This is a genomic window from Janthinobacterium darwini, from assembly GCF_051380905.1.
Classification (GTDB): domain Bacteria; phylum Pseudomonadota; class Gammaproteobacteria; order Burkholderiales; family Burkholderiaceae_D; genus Janthinobacterium.
In genome coordinates, this window is the sequence record NZ_JBNYXX010000007.1 from 94115 (window position 1) to 114264 (window position 20150).

Genomic DNA, 20150 nt, shown 5'->3' on the forward strand with positions numbered 1-20150 from the left:
CCACCACGCCCATGAAAAAATCACCGCTGCTTAATATTGCGCTGTCGCAAATGATCGCGTCGCTGGGCCATGGCGACATGCTCGTCATCGGCGACGCTGGCTTGCCCTCGCAGCCGGGCGTACCCCTGATCGACCTGGCCCTGACGCGCGGCATTCCTGGCTTCATCGATACCGTGAATACCGTGCTGAGCGAAATGCAGGTGGAATACCATTTGCTCGCCAGTGAGTTGCCGCAGCACAATCCGGCCATGGCGGCGCAGGTGGCGGCCCTGGCCTTGCCCGATGCGCGCCAGGTGACGCATGAAGAGTTCAAGCAACTGTCCAAGGGCGCGCGCGCCATCGTGCGCACGGGCGAATGCAGTCCGTATTCCAACATCATTTTGGTGGCCGGCGTCGTGTTCTAGCGCAAACAATCGTCAGATTGTTTGCCAAAAACATCAACTTTATTGTTCTTAGTGAAATAATTATCCATCGGTAAAAGGGGCGGCTACAATAGTCATACCCCTGCCAGCTCGGCAGTTTCTGTGGTGTCCTGCCATGCCGATGAGAGCATCTGACGCTTTCCGCTCCTACTTGCCGCCCATCGGCAGGCTGGCGCACGGCTGGCGCTGCTTTTGCTTCCTGCTGCTGTGCCTGGCAACGCCCGCCCGGGCGCTGGAACCCATCTCCCTGCAGCTCAATTTCACGCATCAGTTCCAGTTTGCCGGCTATTACGCGGCCATCGAGCAAGGTTATTATCGCGAGGCGGGGCTGGAGGTCACGCTGCGCGAAGGCATCGGCGTGCCGCATGCCGAGGCCGCCGTGCTGACGGGCCTGGCCGAATATGGCGTCGGTAACAGCACCTTGTTGCTCAGCCGCATGGCTGGCAAGCCCCTGGTGGTACTGGCCGTGGTATTCCAGCATTCGCCCAGCGTGCTGCTGATGCGCCAGCATGGCGGCGCGCCCGACGTGCACCGGCTGGCGGGCGCCTCCGTGATGATAGGCACGCCTACCGACGTGGCATCCGCGTCCGATGAAGTGTCGCTGTTCCTGCAGAAAATGGGTGTCGCACCGGAACAGATGCTGCACCTGCCACCCAGCTACCGTGTCGAGGACTTGATCGATGGCAAGGTCGATGCCATCGCCGCGTATTCCACCAACGAGCCGGACTACCTGGACCGGGTGGGCTTTCCCTACTACCAGTTTACGCCGCGCACGGCCGGCATCGATTTCTATGGCGACAATCTGTTTACCAGCGAGCACGAACTGCGCCGCCATCCCGAGCGCGTGAAAGCGTTCCGCGCGGCCAGCCTGCGCGGCTGGCAATACGCGATGGCACACCGCGAGGAAATGGCGCAGTTAATCCATGCTAAATACAGCCAGCGCCATGACCGCGCGCACCTGCTGTACGAGGCGCAGCAGATGGAATTGCTGCTGCAGCCGGTGCTGGTGGAGCTGGGCTACATGAATCCCCAGCGCTGGCAGCATATCGCCGACACGTATGCCGCCATGGGCGTGCTGCCGCCCAACGCCACGGACAGCCCCGCCTACAAGGGTTTCCTGTACCGTCCCGTACCAGGCGCCGACCTGGGCTGGTTGTACCTGTCTCTGGGCGTGGCGGGTAGCTTGCTGGCCGTGTCGGCCGCCTTTCATTTCAGTAACTTGGCACGCGAGCGTCGCCGTACGGAAGAAACCATCCGCCAGGGGGAATTGCGCTTTCGCACCATGTTCGAGGAAGCGCCCATGGGTATCGCCCTGATCGATACCGTGAGCGGACGGTTTCTTGATATTAATCCGCGCTATCTGGCCATCGCCGGGCGCAGCCTGGAGCACATGAAGCGGTCGAGCTGGATGGATATCAGCCATCCCGATGACGTGGCGGGCGAGCAGGCGCATGTGGCGCAGTTGCTGGAGCGGCGTATGCCGGGCTTCCGCCACGCCAAGCGCATCGTGCGTCCCGATGGCGACGTGGTGTGGGTCGATGCCTCGGTGACGGCCATCGCCATGACGCGCCATGGCGGGCCGCACCACCTGTGCATGCTGGAAGACGTGACGGACAAGCGGCAAACGGAAGCGCTGATCTGGCAACAAGCCAATTTTGATACCCTGACGCAATTGCCTAACCGGCGCATGTTCCACGAGCGCTTGCGCCTGGCGCTGGCCCAGGGCCGGCGCGATACGAGCCGCGTCGCCATCCTGTTCATTGACCTCGACCATTTCAAGGAAGTCAACGACACCCTGGGCCACCATCAGGGCGATATCTTGCTGATCGAAGCGGCGCGGCGCATCCGCGTGGGCGTGCGCGAGACGGATACGGTGGCGCGCCTGGGTGGCGATGAATTCACGGTGATCCTGTCCGATCTCGACGATCTGCAGCAAGTCGACCGCATCGCGCGGCAGATACTCGACGGCTTGCTGGCGCCGTTCTTGCTGGGGCAGGAACAGGCGTTCGTCTCGGCGTCGATCGGCATCACCCTGTATCCTGACGACGCGGGCAATATCGAGGACTTGCTCAAGCATGCGGACCAGGCCATGTATGTGTCGAAAGGGGCGGGGCGCAACCGCTACAGCTACTTTACGCCCGCCATGCAAGTGGCGGCCGTCAACCGCATGCGCATGGGGGCGGACCTGCGCACGGCCTTGCGCGAACAGCAGATGCAGCTGCATTACCAGCCCATCGTTGAACTGCATGGCTGCAATATTGTCAAAGCGGAGGCCTTGCTGCGCTGGAACCATCCGCAGCGGGGCATCGTGTGTCCGCCCGATTTCCTGGCGGTGGCCGAGAGCAGCGGCTTGATCGTCGACATCGGCGACTGGGTGCTGCGCACGGCGGCCGCGCAACTGCTGCGCTGGCGCGCGCAGGGCCAGGCCATCGGCTTGCCAGGGTTGCAACTGTGCCTGAACCAGTCGCCGCTGGAGCTGCAGCGCGAAGCCGAGGCGCCCGGCACCTGGCTGCGCCAGCTGATGGCGCTCGATGTGCCCCCCTCGGCCATCGTGCTCGACATGCGCGAGGATGCGCTGCTGGGCGCCGGCGCCGGCGCCGGCAGCGGCATGGCGCAGCGGCTGCAGCACTTGCGCGAGGCGGGCTTGCAGATCGCCCTGGATGACTTCGGCAGTGGCCCTGCCTCGCTGACGCAGTTGCAGCAGTGCGGCATCGATTACCTGAAGCTCGACGGCGTGCTGGTGCGCAAGCTGGCGCCCGGCGCCAGCGAACTGGTGCTGTGCGAAGCCATCGTCACCATGGCCCACAGGCTGGGCTTGCAGGTCATCGCCGAAGGGGTGGAGACCGAAGTGCAGCGCGTATTGCTGCTGGGCATAGGCTGTGATTTTGCGCAAGGGGATCTGTTTGCGCCGCCGCTGGCCATCGAAGCGTTCGATGCGCTGCTGCACGCCCGGCGGCCCTTGCACCCTTGAAACAGGCGTACCCTGTCACCAGATGTCCACTGGCCCTGCGGGACAGGGCTCCCGGCCTGAACGGGCTTATACTCGACGGGCTGGCGCCTGCGCCCGGCTCCAGCTGTCACCGGTTCGCGTCATGAACCGGGCGCGCAGGCAAACCTTCTTCCATTCACTCAACTCGAGGTGACCTCATGGGCATTTTCAGCAATATCTATAACAAAATCTTCCACCATTCGTCCGATGCAGCTCCGGCAGCCACGCCAGCTGCCGCTACCGACGCGCCAGCGGCGGCGGCACCGGCGGCAGCTCCAGCCGCACCAGCGGCTGCCGTACCGGTGGTGGACGTGGAAGTGGTGTTGGTCGACCTGGCCAGCAAGAACGCGGAAACACTCAATTGGCGCACGTCCATCGTCGACCTGATGAAATTGCTTCAACTCGACAGCAGCCTGGCTTCGCGCAAGGAACTTGCGCAAGAGCTGCACTTCGCGGGCGACACCAATGATTCTGCCAGCATGAATATCTGGCTGCACCGCCAGGTGATGATCAAGCTGGCGGAAAACGGCGGCAAAGTACCGGAAGAACTCAAAAATTAAAGACCCGGCGGCAGCAAGGCAATACCTTGCTGTCGCTGTTCAATCCCGTGGGAACTGCCTATCATGGAGTTCCCATGGCGTCATGATAGCTAAAATCAATTGAAACTATTGTGACAATCAATTTTGCATATGGGTTAAAACCCCTTACACTAGAGTCTTACTGATTCACCACACGAGAGGAAATGATTATGTCGCTCATCAATACCCAAGTTAAACCATTCAAGGCAACCGCATTCCACAATGGCAAATTCGTCGACCTGACGGAAGCGTCGCTGAAAGGCAAGTGGTCGGTATTCGTGTTCTACCCAGCCGACTTCACCTTCGTTTGCCCAACCGAACTGGAAGACCTGGCCGATCACCACGATCAATTCCAGAAGCTGGGCGTCGATGTCTACGGCATCTCGACCGACTCGCATTTCGCGCACAAAGCATGGCACGATACCTCGGACGCGATCAAGAAAGTGCAATACGCACTGATCGGCGACCCAACCGGTACCCTGTCGCGCAATTTCGAAGTCATGATCGAAGAAGAAGGCATGGCACTGCGCGGTACCTTCGTCATCAACCCGGACGGCTTCATCAAAGTGCTGGAAGTGCATGACAACGGCATCGGCCGTGACGCAGCGGAACTGTTGCGCAAAGTCAAGGCAGCCCAATACGTTGCCGCTCACCCAGGCGAAGTTTGCCCAGCGAAATGGACGGAAGGCGCAGCAACCCTGACCCCATCGCTGGACCTGGTTGGCAAGATCTAAGTCTTGAAGCCTTGCAACATCTAGCAGCAAACAAGTAGTTACCGCGATGCCGGACCGGGTGTCCGGCCCGGCATTCGCCTAAATATTTGTAGAAAAGGAAAAAAAATCATGTTAGACGCAACCCTCAAAACCCAACTGAAATCCTACCTGGAAAAAGTAGTGTATCCGCTTGAGTTGGTCGCTTCTCTCGATGACAGCGCAAAAGCCCGCGAGATGAAGGAATTGCTCCAGGAGATAGTCCTGTTGAGCGACAAGATCACGCTGGTCGAGCGCATAGACGCTGGCGTACGGACCCCGTCGTTCAGTATCAACCGTGCAGGCTCCGACATCGGCGTGCGTTTCGCCGGTGTGCCGATGGGCCACGAATTCACTTCCCTGGTGCTGGCGCTGCTGCAAGTGGGCGGCCACACCATCAAGTTCGACGATGCCGTGATCGAGCAGATCCGCAACCTCGACGGCGATTACGAGTTTGAAACGTTTATTTCGCTCTCCTGCCATAACTGCCCGGAAGTAGTGCAGGCCTTGAATGCCATGGCGGTGATCAATCCGCGCATCAAGGTCACCACCATCGATGGCGGCGTGTTCCCGAAAGAAGTGGAAGAACGCCAGATCATGGCCGTGCCGATGATGTTCCTGAATGGTCAGCATTTCGGTCAGGGACGCACGAATGTCGAGGAAATCCTCGCCAAGCTCGACACCAACGCCGGCGCACGCCAGGCGGCAGCGTTGTCGAAAAAAGATGTCTTTGATGTCCTGATCGTCGGCGGCGGTCCTGCCGGCGCGGCAGCGGCCATTTACGCGGCCCGTAAAGGCATCAAGACGGGCGTGCTGGCCGAGCGTTTCGGCGGCCAGACCCTCGACACCATGGCCATCGAGAATTTTATTTCCGTCAAGGAAACCGATGGTCCGAAGTTTGCCATGGCGCTGGAACAGCACGTCAAGACCTATGACGTCGACATCATGAACACCCAGCGCGCCAGCAAGCTGACGCCAGGCAAGCTGATCGAGATTGAAACGGCAAATGGCGCCATCTTGAAAGCCAAGACCGTCATCCTGGCGACCGGCGCCCGCTGGCGCGAAATCAACGTGCCGGGCGAGAAGGAATACCGCAACCACGGTGTCGCCTACTGCCCGCACTGCGATGGTCCCTTGTTCAAGGGCAAGCGCGTGGCCGTGATCGGCGGCGGCAACTCGGGTGTGGAAGCGGCGATCGACCTGGCCGGACTGGTGAAGCACGTGACCCTGATCGAATTCGGCGCGGAACTGCGTGCCGATGCCGTGCTGCAACGCAAGCTGCACAGCCTGCCTAATGTCACCGTGATCACGTCGGCGCAAACTACCGAGATTCACGGCGACGGCAAGATCGTCAATGGCCTGAGCTACACGGATCGGGTCAGCGGCGAGTCGAAGAAGGTTGAGCTGGAAGGCGTCTTCGTGCAAATCGGCCTGGTGCCGAACACGGAATGGTTGAAAGGCACGGTAGCGTTGTCGCGCCACGGCGAAATCGAAGTCGACGCCCGCGGCCAGACCTCGATCCCCGGCGTGTTTGCGGCCGGCGACGTCACCACGGTGCCGTACAAGCAGATCATCATCGCCACCGGTGAAGGCGCCAAGGCAGCCCTGTCCGCCTTTGACCACCTGATCCGCTCGGATGACGAGGAAGTGGTCGAAGAGTCCGCCGCCAAGGAAGCGCTGACGGCGTAAATATTGCGCTGCATAAAAAAAACCGGAGCGCCGCGAGGCTGTTCCGGTTTTTTTTTATGCGCGCAGAAAACTAGCTGCCCGCGTACTGCGGATTGGCTGCCACATACACGGCAATACCATCGACGGCCATGTCCTTTGGCGCGATCTCGGCCAGGGCGAAGACGGTTTTGTTGCTGAAAGTTTGCACGTGCCAGGTAAAACGCTGGCCAGCGCGCACGATGGTGACGGTTTCGCCGCGCGTGACGTTGATGTGGCGCGTATCGGCCTGCAGTTCGATGCTGCGCTGGGCGGCGCCGTGGTGGGCCGAGGTGCCATAGTCGGCGGCCGTGCCCGTGGGGCCGGCTGCAATGGCGCTGCCGGCAAGGACGGCGCACAGGATGGCCAGGGCGCTGCGGTGGGTGTTCAACATAATTTCTCCAAGAATAAGCCAGGCGCAGGGAATAAGCGCGCCGTTTTATGGAAGTGGTGGCACCGGGATCGCCGGTTTTGCACCACGGCATCGTAAGCGTTTCTTGGTCGATCTGCAAAGCTGTATTTCCTGTCTATATTTCCACTGTCGCCGCCAGCGGCACATCCGGCACCAGGTGACTGGTCAGCACGATGCACTGGCGCGCCAGGCGGGACGGTTCGGACAGGCGCGTGCGCAGATGCGCCATGGCCACCGCGTCGAGGCCATTGAACGGTTCATCGATCAGCAGCAGGCGCACGGGCAAGGCCAGCGCCAAGGCCAGTTGCAGCTTTTTGTGCTGGCCCAGCGAAAGGGCGGTGATGCTTTGCTGCAAGGTCGGCGTCATGGCAAATGCGCTCAGCTCGTCGTTCAGCAGGGACTGGTCGCTGCCCGTGTACAGGGCCAGGTGCAGGTCGAGCATTTCGTGCACCTGCAGCCAGGGCAGGGAAGGGGCGTCGCCGCCACAATAGAAGGCCTGGGCGCGGTAGGCCAGCGGCATGAAAGCACTGTCGATGTCGTCCAGGCGGATGGCGCCGCGCGCGGGCAGCAGGGCGCCACCCGCCAGTTTCAGCAAGGTCGTCTTGCCTGCCCCGTTTGCGCCGCGCAGCCAAGTGACGCCGGGGCCGAATTGCAGATTGCAGCCCTGGAAGACGCTGTGCGTGGGGAAATGAAAATCGAGGTGTTCGATGTGCAGGGTGGGAGAAGTGGCATTCAATTCCATAATTCGCTCCCAATGGCGCTCAAGGCAAGGATGGATAGCACGACGAGGACGACGCGTCCGCGCGCCGTCAGGCGGGGCAGGCCGACGATGGCCAGCAGGGCCGCGCTGGCGGTGAGGGCATACATGCTGGTGACGCGCTGCTGCAAGGCGGCGGGGTGAAGGTTGTACAGCAAGACAGCGCCTGCCAGCAGCACGGCAAACGGCGGTAGCAGGCTGGCGGCGCAGGCCAGGCGCGTCAGGGCGGTGCTGGCCAGGGGCCAGGCGTTCAGCGAGGGTTGCAGCAAGCCGATCTGCTCGCGCACGGCCTTGTCGCCGCGGTCCGTCACAATGATCAGGCTGGCGCTGGCCAGCAAACCCAACAGTGGCGCGGGCACGAGGGGCGGGCGCAGCAACCAGGCCAGCATGCTGGCGCCAGCCGTGGCCAGCAGCACGCTTTGCTGGATGCCAATTACATTGTCGTTGCGCCAGAACGGTAGCCAGAACAACTGGTGCCACAGGAACACGGTGCGCCAGCGGGGCCGGTGCGGCACATAGGCGGTCATGGTGGGTGGGCGCGCCCTTTGTGCGGGGCGTGGCGCGCGCAGGCGCTGCGCCACGATGAGCGTCGTCAGCAGCCAGGCCAGCAGCCAGGCGGCGATGGTGGCGGCAATGCCGGGCGCGACAATCGGGCGCAGCCAGGGTGGCGACTGCAGCAGCCAGATGGTGGTCGAGACGGCATAGGCGAGGCCCAGCGGCAGCATCAGCAAACCGGCCACGGCCACGTCGGCTTGCCAGCGCAAGCGCGTCGGCAAGGGCAGCTGGCGCAGCCAGGCGGCGATGGGAGCAGGCAACAGCCGTTTGCGCAGCAGCCAGGCGGGCAGGCAGGTCAGCAGGACTTGCGCGCTCACGACAGCCAGGGCGGCGGGCCAAGGCAGGCTGACGGCGAGAAAGCCAGGCAGGGCGATGACGCTGAGCAGACCCAGCAGGACAGGTCCGGCCAGGAAAAAGAAGATCTCCATGGAACTCCTCAGGCTGGCGGCAAATTGCAGCAAAGCATGATGGGCCAGGCGCAGACGCAGGGCGATATAGGCAGGAGTACTACGGGGCAAGCGCATGCGGGCGGGGGCGAAGTCAGGGTAGCGCTGATTCTAACAGCCGGGGTCAGACCCCCTGATAAGTTAGCTTTGAGGTTGACGTTGGCGGTGTTGAGATTCTGATCCCACAATGGGAAAAGCCCTTCGGTTCAGAGAACCAAAGGGCTTTTCTTTTATTGGCGGAGCGGACGGGACTCGAACCCGCGACCCCCGACGTGACAGGCCGGTATTCTAACCAACTGAACTACCACTCCAAGCTCGTATGATCTGTGTTGCTGATCCATGAAGCACTGGATAATTTTCTGTATTGGTGGTGGGTGCTGAGAGGCTCGAACTCCCGACCTACGCCTTGTAAGGGCGCCGCTCTACCAACTGAGCTAAGCACCCGCATACCCAGAAAACTATCCCGACGTTTGTCACCACGTCTGGAAGAGGCACTATTATAGGGGGTGCTTTCCCGCTTGTGCAACTATTCTTGAGGGCTAAAAGCAGTTTTTTTGCTGAAAAGTGCAAAAATATTCAAGGAAGGGAGTACTGACGTGTTTTTTGCTTCTGAAATGGGAAAAGCCCTTCGGTTCAGAGAACCAAAGGGCTTTTCTTTTATTGGCGGAGCGGACGGGACTCGAACCCGCGACCCCCGACGTGACAGGCCGGTATTCTAACCAACTGAACTACCACTCCAAGCTCGTATGATCTGTATTGCTGATCCATGAAGCACTGGACAGTTTTCTGATTTGGTGGGTGCTGAGAGGCTCGAACTCCCGACCTACGCCTTGTAAGGGCGCCGCTCTACCAACTGAGCTAAGCACCCGTTGCTTGTCTCAGAAAACCATCCTGACGTTTGTCACCACGTCTGGAAGAGGCGCTATTATAGGATGGCTAAAATCCTTCTGCAAGCGCTTTTTTCACATTATTGGGTAATACCCCACTGCGACAGCATCCACGCCATATTGAATGCACTTTCCTGGATGGCGTTGTAGCGGCCCGAAGCACCGCCATGGCCGGCGCCCATATTTGTTTTCAGCAGCAGGGGATTGCTGTCCGTCTTATACGCGCGCAGCTTGGCCACATACTTGGCCGGTTCCCAGTACATCACCTGGCTGTCATTCAGGCCCGTCGTCACCAGCATGGCTGGATAATTCTTGCGCGTAATGTTGTCGTACGGCGAGTAGCTGAGCATGTAGTCATAGGCCGCCTTCTGGTTCGGGTCGCCCCATTCCAGGTACTCCCCTGTCGTCAGAGGCAGGCTGGCGTCCATCATGGTGTTCATCACATCGACGAACGGTACGGCCGCGTGCACGGCGTGGAACAGTTCGGGACGCATGTTGACGACGGCGCCCATCAGGAGGCCGCCCGCGCTGCCGCCCTGGATGATGAGGCGGTTCGGACTCGTCCATTTTTCGCGCACCAGGTAGTCGGCGCTGTCGATGAAGTCATTGAAGGTATTTTTCTTCTTCATCAGCATGCCGTCTTCATGCCAGGCTTCGCCCATGTCGGTACCGCCGCGGATATGCGCCTGGGCATAGATGACGCCCCGGTCCAGCAGGCTGAGACGGGCGAGGCCAAAGCTGGCTTCCGTCGAGATGCCATACGAGCCATACGAGTACAGCAGCAGCGGCGCTGAACCGTCGAGCTTGACGCCTTTCTTGTAGACAATCCACAGCGGCACTTGCACGCCATCGCGCGCCGTTACCCACAGGCGCTGCGTGGTGTAGCGGCTACCGTCAAAGCCTCCGACAATTTCCTGTTGTTTCAGCACCGTGCGCTTGCCATCTTTCATGCTGACGTCAATCACCGTGGGTGGCGTGACGGGCGACTGGTAAGACATGCGAAATTGCGTGGCGTTAAATTCGGGCGTACCGGCCGCCGTGGCCAGGTAGACGGGATCGTCGAACTGCACGGTTTTCCAGTTCTTTTGCGCAAAATCATAGATGCGCGCGCGGTTCAATGCGCGGGCCTTTTCCATCACCACCAGGTAGCCCTGGAACACGTCGATGGATTGGATTACGGCGTCCTTGCTGTGCGGCACGACGGGTTTCCAGTTCTTCGGCTGCGGCGCAGACAGCGGTGCGCTGACGACGCGGAAATTCTTTGCATCCTTGTTGGTGAGAATGTATAGCTGTCCGTCGCGGTGTTCGACGCCGTAGCGGTGGCCCTTTTCACGCTTGAGCACGCTCTGGAAACTGCCTTCCGGCTTGTTGGTTGGCAACAGCAGCACTTCGCTGGTATCCGTGCTGCCCGAGGTCAGCAAAAAGTAGCGTTTGTCGTGCGTGCGGCCCACATTGATGGCGAACTGCTCCACTGGCTCGTGGTAGACCTGCTGTGGTGTGCCGCCCAGAGCCAGGCGGAACAGGCGGTCCGAGCGCTTGGTGGTGGTGTCTTCCTGGGCCAGCATCAGGGTGGCGTTATCCGCCGCCCAGGCCAGCGATGTCACGCGTGGCATGGTATCAGGCAGCAACTTGCCCGTCTTCAAATCCTTGACATGCAGCTCGTACTGGCGGAAACCAGTCGTGTCGGTGGTGTAGGCCAGCAATTGCTCATTCGGGCTGATTGAAAATGCGCGCACGGCAAAGAATTTGTGGCCTTCGGCCAATTGATTCTGGTCCAGCAGGACTTCTTCGGCCGCCTGGGCATCGTAGGCGCCATTCGCGCCGACAGGGCGGCGGCAGTGAAGCGGGTATTGCTTGCCCGCTTCCGTACGCGTGTAATAGTAAAAGTTACCCTGGCGCGCAGGCACGGACAGGTCCACTTCCTGCATGCGGCCTTTGACTTCCGCATACACTTTGTCGGCGAGCGGCTGGATCGGGGCCGTGACGGCGGCCGTGTAGGCGTTTTCCGCATTCAGGTAGTCGATGACGGCAGGATCGGTCTTCTTTTGCAGCCAGCGGTAGTCGTCCGTGACGACCGTGCCGTGGCGCGTTTCCTGCCAGGCTGTCTTGGCGGCGACAGGTGCAATGGCGGCGGCATCGGCGGCGAGCGCGGATGGCGCCAGCGTGGACAGCACGATGGATGAGCAGACGGCCAGATGGCGCAAAGCTTGATGTGCTATAGACAAGGCGACTCCTTTGAATAGTTATGTCAGGATTGTAATCTTGCCATTGAGAAAAGCAACCGCCGTGCTCATGCGTTTCAACTTGCATCCGTGGGGATTTCCAGCGATACTGTATATAATTACAGTATTCATCTGCATCCTGCCGCGAGGTGTCCTTGACCACATCTGCTCCTACCTTGCCTGAAGCCCGCCGCTGGATTGCCCACCTGGACATGGATGCCTTCTTTGCCTCCGTCGAACTGTTGAAGTATCCGGAACTGCGCGGCGAAGCCGTCGTCATCGGCGGCGGCCGGCTGCAGCAACCCGTGCTGCAGGAGGATGGCACGCGGCAGTTTGCGCGCATGCGCGACTACGTGGGGCGCGGCGTCGTCACCACCTCCACCTATGCGGCGCGCGCGTTCGGCGTGTTTTCCGCCATGGGCATCATGAAGGCCGCCAGGCTGGCGCCCGATAGTATTCTGCTGCCAGCCGATTTTGAGGCCTACCGCGAGTATTCGGCCCGCTTCAAGCAAGCCGTGGCCCATCTGTGTCCCATCATCCAGAACGTGGGCATCGATGAAATTTATATCGATCTCACCGAACATGGCGAGCAGGCGCCCGCCATGGCAGCGCGCCTGAAGACGGCCGTGTTCGAAGCGACGGGCCTGTCGTGCTCGGTCGGCCTGGCGCCCAACAAATTGCTGGCAAAAATCTGTTCCGACCTGGAAAAGCCCGACGGCCTCACCATCCTGCATCCCGAGGATGTCGAAACACGCGTATGGCCCTTGCCGGCAAAAAAGATCAACGGCATCGGCCCGAAGGCCACGGCCAAGCTGGAAGCCTTGGGAATTATTACCATCGGCGAACTGGCACGAGCCGATCTCACCATGCTGCGTACGCAATTTGGCGACCTGTACACGGGCTGGCTGCGCCAGGCGGCGCTGGGCATCGACGAGCGCCCCGTGCAGACGAGCCGGGAAACCAAGTCCGTCAGCCGCGAAACGACGTTCGAGCGCGACTTGCAAGTGGTGCGCGACCGCGCCACCCTGTCGGAAAAGCTGGAAAGCCTGTGTACGCGCGTGGCGGGCGACCTCGACAAGCAGTCGCTGGCGGGGCGCACGGTGGGCATCAAGCTGCGCTTCGAGGATTTCAGCACCGTCACGCGCGACATCACCTTGCCCAGCGCCACGGCGGACGCCGCCGCCATCCTGCGCGCCAGCCGCGATTGTTTGCGGCGCGTGCCGTTTGAAAAGAAAATCCGCCTGCTGGGCGTGCGCATCTCGACCTTGTCCGATCCGGCCGTCGTGACGCGGCAGGCGCCAGCCCAGGCGGAGCTGTTTCCCGCCCTGTAGCGGCATTCCCCATGGATTACAAGCATCGCGCCAGTCCGCGCTTTTGACGGCATTCCCGTGTCGAAAGTGTAGAATGGCGTTCCCCTGGCACTACTGAAACAAACGGAAGACAAAAACTATGTGGTTCAAGAATCTTCAGATTTACCGCCTGCCCGCACCATGGGCTTATACGCCAGAACAACTGGAAGAGGCCTTGTCCTCGAACAAATTTACGCCGGCGACCAGCATGGATCTGATGCGCCAGGGCTGGGATACGCCACGCCCGAATGGTGGTCTGGTCCATGTTGTCAACAAACAAATGTTGATCTTGCTGGGCACGGAAAAGAAACTGCTGCCAGCGACCGTCATCAACCAGGTGGCCAAGGCCCGCGCTGCCGAGATGGAAGAAGCACAAGGCTTTGCGCCTGGCAAGAAAGCCATGAAAGAATTGAAGGAACGCGTGGCCGACGAATTGCTGCCGCGCGCCTTCAGCATCCGCAGCAATGTCTGGACGTGGATCGACCCCGTCAATGGCTGGCTGGTGGTCGATGCCGCCAGCCCGGCAAAAGCCGATGAAGTCATCAAGCTGCTGCTGAAAGCCGTCGACAAACTGCCGCTGGAAAGCTTGCGCGTACAGCGCTCGCCGGTGGCGGTGATGACGGAGTGGCTGCAGGCCGACGATGCGCCTGCCGGCTTCACGGTCGACATGGATACGGAATTGCGCGCCACGGGCGAGAGCAAGGCCACCGTGCGCTACGTGCGCCACACGCTGGAAGCGGACGACGTGCGCCGCCACATCGCGGCCGGCAAGCAGTGCACGCGCCTGGCCATGACGTGGAACGACAAGATCTCGTTCGTGCTGACGGAGTCCTTGGCCATCAAGAGCGTCAAGCCGCTGGACGTGATCAAGGAAACGGAATCGAGCACGAAGAACGACGAAGAGCGTTTCGACGGCGACGTGATGCTGATGACGGGCGAGCTGAGCAAGCTGATGGCCGACGTGGTCGAAGCATTGGGCGGCGAGGCGACCGCGTAAGCGTCGTCATGCCGGTACGAAAAAGGAGCTTCGGCTCCTTTTTTTTCGCCAGCGTCCTTTGCTGACGTATAAAAAAAGCGCCTTGCACGGTGAGGTGCAAGGCGCTTTTACTAAGCCTAGTTCAAAACGTCACATTAGAACTTGTAGCTACCGGTGAAGTAGACCGAACGCATCATTGGATCGGCGTAGCGTGGATCGAAACCAACTTGGTGGCCCGACGAAGCGCGCAGCGACAGCGGCGGTTCACGGTCAAACAGGTTCTTGATACCAGCGCGCAGCGTCAACGCCGAGCTGAAGGCATAGCGGCCTTGCAGATCGACGGTGGTGTACGACGGAACTTCCAGGCGGATCGTTTCCAGTTTCTTGGTATCGACGTTCAGTACCGAAGCAGCTGCATCGGTGTAGCCGTTACGATAGCTGACAACCATGCTGCTGGTCAGCTTGCCCGATTCCAGGCTCATGTTCAGCTTGATCAGGTTGCGGAACGTGACTGCATCGGTGATACCGAAGTAGTTCATGTTGGTGGTCCACTGATTCTTGGTGCCTGGCACGGTGTAGTCAGCCTTGAGCATATGGGTACCGCTCAGGTTGGCCGTGAAGTTACCGAAGTCAAAGCGGTGGCGACCGGTCATGTCCCAGTCGATACCACGGTTATGCGTCTGGCCGATGTTCATCGACAGCGACTTGAACGCAAAGTAGGTATTGCCGGTCGATGGCTCGGTATAGGCGCCGAACAGATCCTTGTACAGCGCTGGATTGCCGAAGGCCTGGGTTTCGCTTACTGCCGACACCGCGTCGGTGATCTTCACATCCCACAGATCGGCGCCGAACGAGAATGCCGAGCTAGGTTCGATACGGAAACCAACGGTGTACTGCTTCGATTTTTCCGGTTTCAGGTTTTCGTTACCGCCTGCCAACTGATTGTATTGCTGGGCTTTGCCGCGGCACAGATCGCTGCCTGGGAATGGGCAATCCCATGGTTTGGCGGTGAAGCCGTTGTTGACCAGTGGCTGGCCAATGTCCAGCATGCTCGGCGCCTTGAAGCCCGTGCCGTACGAACCACGTACCAGCAATTGCTGGACTGGCTGCCAGCGTGCCGTCACTTTGTAGGTGCTGGCGCTTTGGTCTTTACCGATGGACTTGTTCACAACACCGTTGTCGATCTTGGTGATGGTGTCGTAACGGCCGGCCAGGCTCACTTCGATCGTTTTGGTGACAGGTGCCAGCAATTCGGCAAACACACCATAGGTTTCGCGGCTCAGGTCGTAGCGTGCCGAGGTGTTGAAGTTGTAGATCGTGTCGCTGGTCGCGCCGTTCGATGGCGTTTGCTCATATTTGTATTCGCGGTAGTCGCCGCCGATACCGATATTGGCCTTGCCGCCTGGCAGGGTGAACAGTTCCCGCGAACCGTGCGCGTCGATGCCGCGCATGGTGGTCGATGCCGTACGGATCGAACCGTTGAATTGCGAATTGTTGATCAGGTTCTGCAGGGCTGGCGAAGCGCTGCCAGCTGGTACGAACGGGTTGAACAATGGATCTTTTTGCATGGCCTTGAACTCGGCGTTCTTGGCATAGCCGCCCACATAGCGCTCATCGATCGCGTTTTGCGACCAGGTCAGGGCCGATTCCACGTTCCACTCGCCCACTTCGCCTTCCACGCCGACGACGAAATGTTTGGTGTCGGTGATGGTGTTGCTGGCGCGGGTGCCCCAGTCAACCATGCGGTAGTTGGCGGTGACGGTTTTCACGTCCGCTTGCTGCGCAGGCGTCAGGTATGGCTGGACGTACTGGTTGTACAGCGCGCTGCCCTTGGCGATCGTGATCGGCACCGGGTTGGCGGCGATGCGTGCGGTCAGGTCGTAGCGCGACAGGGCGACTTCGGCAAACGCATTCAGGTTGTCCGTCAGTTTGTAGGTACCGCGCGAGAACAGGCTGTCGCGTTTCGATTCTGGAACGATTTCAACGGTCGAACCGCCATCGAAGCCGCATGCAGCTGCGTTGGTAGCCGTGACGTAGTTGGTCGGGCCGCAATTGCCGTTGGCAGCCAGGTACGGGCTGAACTGCAGTTGTGGGTTGGTGGCGCTGTCCTTGAAGGCGACGGTGGCGTTACCTGGCGCTGTCGACGGGCTGGTGCGGTCGTAGATGTAGTTCTTGCCGCCGTTGCTGACAGGAATGTACGACGAACGGGCGAACGAGCGGTCCGTTGCCTTCAGTTTCGATTGCTCATCGTGGCGGTACGATACCAGCACGTTGAAGCGATCTTCATCCAGATCGCCGAAGCCGTAGGTGACGTTGGTATTCCAGGCGTTGCCGCCTTTGTCTTCCGGGCCGCCGTAGGTGGCTTCCAGGGTGCCGCCTTGGACGTTTTTCTTCAGAATGAAGTTGATCACGCCGGCAATGGCGTCCGAGCCGTACAGGGCCGAAGCGCCGTCGGTCAGGATTTCGACGCGCTCAACCGCGCTCATCGGAATGGCGTTCAGGTTGACGGAGGTACCCGAGCCTTGTGGCGCGATGCGGCGGCCGTTCAGCAGAACCAGGGTGTAGCTTTCGCCGATGTCATGGATCGATGCGCTGGTGCGGCCACCCGAGTTGGAACCGGCGGCAACGGCGCCGATGGTGAAACCTTGCATGGCTGGCAGGCTTTGTACCAGATCAGCAACGGTGTTTGCGCCGGTACGGGCGATCGCTTCTTGCGTCAGGCGCTGCACTGGCAGTGCGCCTTCGACGGCGATACGCTTGATACTCGAACCGGTAATTTCAACTTTTTGAATTGCTTCGTCTGCCATGGATTGGCCAGAGAACAAGACGCTGCCTGCCAGGACGGTCAGGGCCAGGCGTACGCTGCGTACGCCAATTTTTTCTTTAAATGCCATTGTAACAATTACTCCGTAGTAGTTTTAATAACGACAAGCGGTACACGAGCACCGCTCAGGCCATCGGATAGATGACCAGCGGTGCGCGTGTACGGTAGGCGGAACCACGTCTGTGGGAGGTGGAAGACTACTTAGCGCAATATTGTTATAAATGCACTTATGACTTGTCGAGGCAAACATTATGTCTTCTAAGAAAGAAAAAATGCACCCTAACCGTGTCGGATTTGGCAATAATTTACGGATACTGAAGAAACTTCAATTAAATTGTTAAATGACGATTTTATATTTGACCGTATCGGTGTTTTTAAAAATGATCAATGGCGTTTTTTTACAACATAAAATTATTCTATTGGCAATTCGATGTTTTACCTGCAATAATTCGTTGAAAGCTGTTGCTTTGCAGAATTAGTGCAAGGTAAAAAAACGTAAAAAAAGCCCGTTGAAACGGGCTGCTTGAATTGTGAAAGATGGTCAGTCAGATCGTTTGCCGGTCTGCTGTTTGCCACCATTCCTGCCATCGGCTTACAAGGGCTGGAACACGCCGGCGGCGCGGTTCTTTTGCACGTTGTCCCAGGCGAAGATCTGGCCATTCATGGCCACGTACACGCCAGATGGCAAAGTTTGCGCCACGCCGCAGGCAAAGCCCAGGTTGAACAGGGCATCGGAATTGTCGATTTCATAAGGAATCATGGCGCCCGTCAAGATGACCGTCTGCTGCAGGTTCGCCGCACCCAGCACTTGCGCCGTTTCGCGCATGGTGTCGGTGCCGTGGATGATGACGATGGCTTTCTCCTGTGCCGCGCGGCATGAGGCCAGCACGCGCTGGCGGTCCGCATCCTGCATGTCGAGCGAGTCCAGCAGGGGCAGTTGCTCCAGGGCCACGGGCGCCGTCATGCGCGCGCGGGCAATCGCTGCCGGCAAATGACTGTCGGAAAAGCCCAGGGTACCGTTCAATTCGTTGTAGTGTTTGTCGAAAGTGCCGCCAGTGGCGAGTATGCGCAAAGTCATGATGTGGTCACGATGTCAGTGGAGAATGACGCGCATGATAGCGTGGATTGTGTGCCTTGCGTGAAAGGCGGGCCCGCTGCAGGCCGTTGCAGATCGCCACTGGAAAATTTGACCACCTGTGAGTACACTGGTTTCTTTGTTTGCCTACCGCCCCGACTCCGTATGAAAGCGCTCGCTCCCGGTACCGTCATTTTTCACCGCCACCGAGGTTACGGTGTGATCACGTCCGTCAATTTGCTGACGGGCTGGATTGCCGCCCGTTTCGGCAGCGAATCGCGGACCCTGGACCTGAACCTGTCGACCGACGATGTGCAGTTTGCCGATGGCGAAGCGATCCTTTTCCGCCGCGCGCCGCCCGACCGCATGCCGCATGCTCGCCTGATGGCCATGGTGCGCGAACTGCATCAGGCCGGCTATCAAAAACTGTACCTGTATTCCTGGCCGAAACCGTCCGGCCTGCACTGGCGCTGGCATTTGTTCACGGGGCCGCGTGACTGGATGCAGCGGCCCTGGCGCGAAGGCTGGTATGGCTCGGGCGCCGATTACAACGTTAACCCCGTGATGGGCTGGGGCGATACGCCCGGCGCCTCTACCGGCGAGCTGATCGATGCGCTGGCCCGTTTCGACCCGCAAGGGCTGGCGCAGGCGCTGGGCCGCGACGACGACCATAGCGACTGGTTTGGCCGTGTCTGCGACGCCTTGTTGCCCAATTACATGTACAGCCTTGACATGCAGCGCAGCCCAGGCGAGCCTTTGCCCGACATGCCGCCCGTGCCGGTGGTCGCCGTGCGCGCTGGCGTGGCGCCATATGCCGGGCCGGACATCGCCTGGCCGCCCGGCTGGGCTGGCCTGTGGCGTGGCCGCCACGTGCTGCCAGCGCCCGCCATCCGCCTCACGGGCGAGGCCGACCTCATCAAGGGCTTTCAGCGCTCCTGAGGCGTTTGCCGCGCGTGCTGCAGCACCTCGGGATTGAGCAGGCGCGTGCATTGACCCTGCGCAAAATCGACGATGTTTTGCAAGGCGTAGCGGAAATACAGCTCATAGCTGTCACGCTCGACGTAGCCCAGGTGTGGCGTGGCCAGCACGTTCGGCAGCAGCAGCAATGGCGCGCCTGGCGGCAGCGGCTCGTCCGTAAATACGTCCAGCGCGGCGGCGCCCGGGCGTCCCAGCGGCAGCGCCGTTTCCAGCGCCCCTTCAGCCACCAGTTCGGCGCGGCTGGTGTTGACGAACAGGGAAGTCGGTTTCATGCGCGCCAGGTCTTCGTTGGTAACCAGGCCGCGCGTCTTGTCGGACAGGCGCAGGTGCAAGGTCAGCACGTCCGCTTGTTCAAAGAACGCTTCGCGCGAAACCGCCGCCGTGTCGCCCGCGGCCACGGCCGCCGCGCGGCTCGCTTCGCTGCCCCACACGAGGATGGTCATGCCGAAGGCGCGGCCATAGCCGGCGATCAATTGGCCGATTTTGCCGTAGCCCCAGATCGCCAGGGTGCGCCCTTTGAGTACCGTCCCCAGCGTATTGCGCGCCGGTTCCAGTGACGACGTCTGCCACAGCCCCTCCTGTAAATGTTGCGCGTAAGGCACGATCTTGCGCTGCGCCGCCATGATCAGTGCCCACGTCAGTTCGGCCGGCGCCGTGGGCGAGCCTATGCCTTCCGCGATGGCGATGCCCAGCTCCGTGGCGGCCGCCACATCGATGTGTCCGCTGACCTTGCCTGTTTGCGAAATCAGTTTCAGGTTCGGCAGTTTCGACAGCAGGGCCCGGTTGAAACTGCTGCGTTCGCGGATCAGCACCAGCGCGTCGAACGGCGCCAGGCGGATCGCCAGCTGGCCCAGGCCCCGCGCCGTATTGCTGAATACTTTGACCTCGTTGCCATCGAGCAATTGGAAACAATCGAGGCCGCGCACGGCATCCTGGTAATCATCGAGTATGGCAATTTTCATGGTGGATGGCCGATTTTAGTAAGGATTTGGTAGGGAAATAACAGGATACGGGAAATGCTGAATAGCCTACTACATTAGTCAAGCTATTCTCCTACATTTTTGCGAGAATAGCTGATTGGCGGGTGTACAATCGCCGGCACTTTTGAAGCTTCCTGAGTATAGTTAAAGCGCAAACTGTTCTTGCTACCTGGGTGCATGATCCAGGTAAACGACACCAGAGCCCTGCCAGCGTGAGCATCCCGCCCGCAGTGAGCCGCAGCCACCT

15 protein-coding genes and 4 tRNA genes are annotated in these 20150 nt (G+C 60.2%); 8 read left to right on the plus strand and 11 right to left on the minus strand.

From position 1 onward, the window contains the following. Positions 1-11 precede the first annotated feature (11 nt). From rbsD to ahpF, 5 genes are all read left to right on the plus strand, one after another. Positions 12-404, plus strand: a complete 393-nt coding sequence (rbsD, locus tag ACQ4WZ_RS26165; protein ID WP_101483196.1) for a D-ribose pyranase — start codon at positions 12-14, stop codon at positions 402-404. Between the two features lie 139 nt (positions 405-543). Then, complete coding sequence (locus tag ACQ4WZ_RS26170) at positions 544-3393, plus strand: EAL domain-containing protein (protein WP_101483195.1); 2850 nt, start codon at positions 544-546, stop codon at positions 3391-3393. Positions 3394-3569: 176 nt separating this feature from the next. Continuing rightward, the gene (locus tag ACQ4WZ_RS26175) at positions 3570-3971 is read left to right on the plus strand and encodes a DUF3597 domain-containing protein (protein ID WP_436574830.1); all 402 of its coding nucleotides are present in this window, start codon (positions 3570-3572) and stop codon (positions 3969-3971) included. A 188-nt stretch (positions 3972-4159) separates the two neighbouring features. Then, positions 4160-4723 (plus strand): alkyl hydroperoxide reductase subunit C, encoded by a 564-nt coding sequence (gene ahpC, locus ACQ4WZ_RS26180; RefSeq protein ID WP_101483193.1) that lies wholly within the window; start codon positions 4160-4162, stop codon positions 4721-4723. 108 nt (positions 4724-4831) lie between these two features. Then, positions 4832-6427: an alkyl hydroperoxide reductase subunit F gene (gene ahpF / locus ACQ4WZ_RS26185; protein WP_436574831.1), complete on the plus strand. Its 1596-nt coding sequence runs from the start codon at positions 4832-4834 to the stop codon at positions 6425-6427. Between the two features lie 70 nt (positions 6428-6497). Here the strand turns inward: ahpF and ACQ4WZ_RS26190 are convergent, their stop codons facing one another. From ACQ4WZ_RS26190 to ACQ4WZ_RS26225, 8 genes are all read right to left on the minus strand, one after another. Beyond that, a complete protein-coding gene (locus ACQ4WZ_RS26190) occupies positions 6498-6836 on the minus strand; it encodes a CzcE family metal-binding protein (protein ID WP_133989074.1) in 339 nt (112 codons plus the stop codon). A 133-nt stretch (positions 6837-6969) separates the two neighbouring features. Further along, entirely contained in the window at positions 6970-7596 is a 627-nt protein-coding gene (locus tag ACQ4WZ_RS26195) for an ATP-binding cassette domain-containing protein (protein ID WP_436574832.1), read from the minus strand. After that, positions 7587-8684 (minus strand): hypothetical protein, encoded by a 1098-nt coding sequence (locus tag ACQ4WZ_RS26200; RefSeq protein WP_436574833.1) that lies wholly within the window; start codon positions 8682-8684, stop codon positions 7587-7589. The genes ACQ4WZ_RS26195 and ACQ4WZ_RS26200 overlap by 10 nt, the downstream gene beginning before the upstream one ends. A 162-nt stretch (positions 8685-8846) precedes the next feature. Further along, a tRNA-Asp gene (locus tag ACQ4WZ_RS26205) sits at positions 8847-8923 on the minus strand. A gap of 57 nt (positions 8924-8980) precedes the next feature. Next, positions 8981-9056: transfer RNA gene (locus ACQ4WZ_RS26210), tRNA-Val, on the minus strand. Positions 9057-9273: 217 nt separating this feature from the next. Next, a tRNA-Asp gene (locus ACQ4WZ_RS26215) sits at positions 9274-9350 on the minus strand. Between the two features lie 54 nt (positions 9351-9404). Next, positions 9405-9480, minus strand: a tRNA-Val gene (locus ACQ4WZ_RS26220). A 99-nt stretch (positions 9481-9579) separates the two neighbouring features. Beyond that, positions 9580-11724 (minus strand): S9 family peptidase, encoded by a 2145-nt coding sequence (locus ACQ4WZ_RS26225; RefSeq protein ID WP_436574834.1) that lies wholly within the window; start codon positions 11722-11724, stop codon positions 9580-9582. Between the two features lie 173 nt (positions 11725-11897). Here ACQ4WZ_RS26225 and dinB point away from each other — a divergent pair, with 173 nt between their 5' ends. Together dinB and ACQ4WZ_RS26235 are read left to right on the plus strand one after the other, a co-directional pair. After that, a complete protein-coding gene (gene dinB / locus ACQ4WZ_RS26230; RefSeq protein ID WP_101483188.1) occupies positions 11898-13052 on the plus strand; it encodes a DNA polymerase IV in 1155 nt (384 codons plus the stop codon). Between the two features lie 118 nt (positions 13053-13170). Beyond that, positions 13171-14067: a recombination-associated protein RdgC gene (locus ACQ4WZ_RS26235; protein WP_034754435.1), complete on the plus strand. Its 897-nt coding sequence runs from the start codon at positions 13171-13173 to the stop codon at positions 14065-14067. Positions 14068-14201: 134 nt separating this feature from the next. On the opposite strand, the gene ACQ4WZ_RS26240 is transcribed toward ACQ4WZ_RS26235, so the two are convergent. Continuing rightward, positions 14202-16940 carry a TonB-dependent receptor gene (locus ACQ4WZ_RS26240; RefSeq protein WP_101483187.1) on the minus strand — a complete coding sequence of 913 codons (2739 nt, stop codon included), beginning with the start codon at positions 16938-16940 and terminating at the stop codon, positions 14202-14204. 522 nt (positions 16941-17462) lie between these two features. Next, positions 17463-17948 carry an asparaginase domain-containing protein gene (locus ACQ4WZ_RS26245; RefSeq protein ID WP_101483186.1) on the minus strand — a complete coding sequence of 162 codons (486 nt, stop codon included), beginning with the start codon at positions 17946-17948 and terminating at the stop codon, positions 17463-17465. A 162-nt stretch (positions 17949-18110) separates the two neighbouring features. On the opposite strand from ACQ4WZ_RS26245, the gene ACQ4WZ_RS26250 reads away from it, so the two are divergent. After that, a complete protein-coding gene (locus ACQ4WZ_RS26250) occupies positions 18111-18884 on the plus strand; it encodes an L-asparaginase (protein ID WP_101483185.1) in 774 nt (257 codons plus the stop codon). Here ACQ4WZ_RS26250 and ACQ4WZ_RS26255 read toward each other — a convergent pair. Continuing rightward, positions 18872-19885 carry a D-2-hydroxyacid dehydrogenase family protein gene (locus ACQ4WZ_RS26255; protein ID WP_436574835.1) on the minus strand — a complete coding sequence of 338 codons (1014 nt, stop codon included), beginning with the start codon at positions 19883-19885 and terminating at the stop codon, positions 18872-18874. The genes ACQ4WZ_RS26250 and ACQ4WZ_RS26255 overlap by 13 nt on opposite strands. Between the last annotated feature and the right edge of the window lie 265 nt (positions 19886-20150).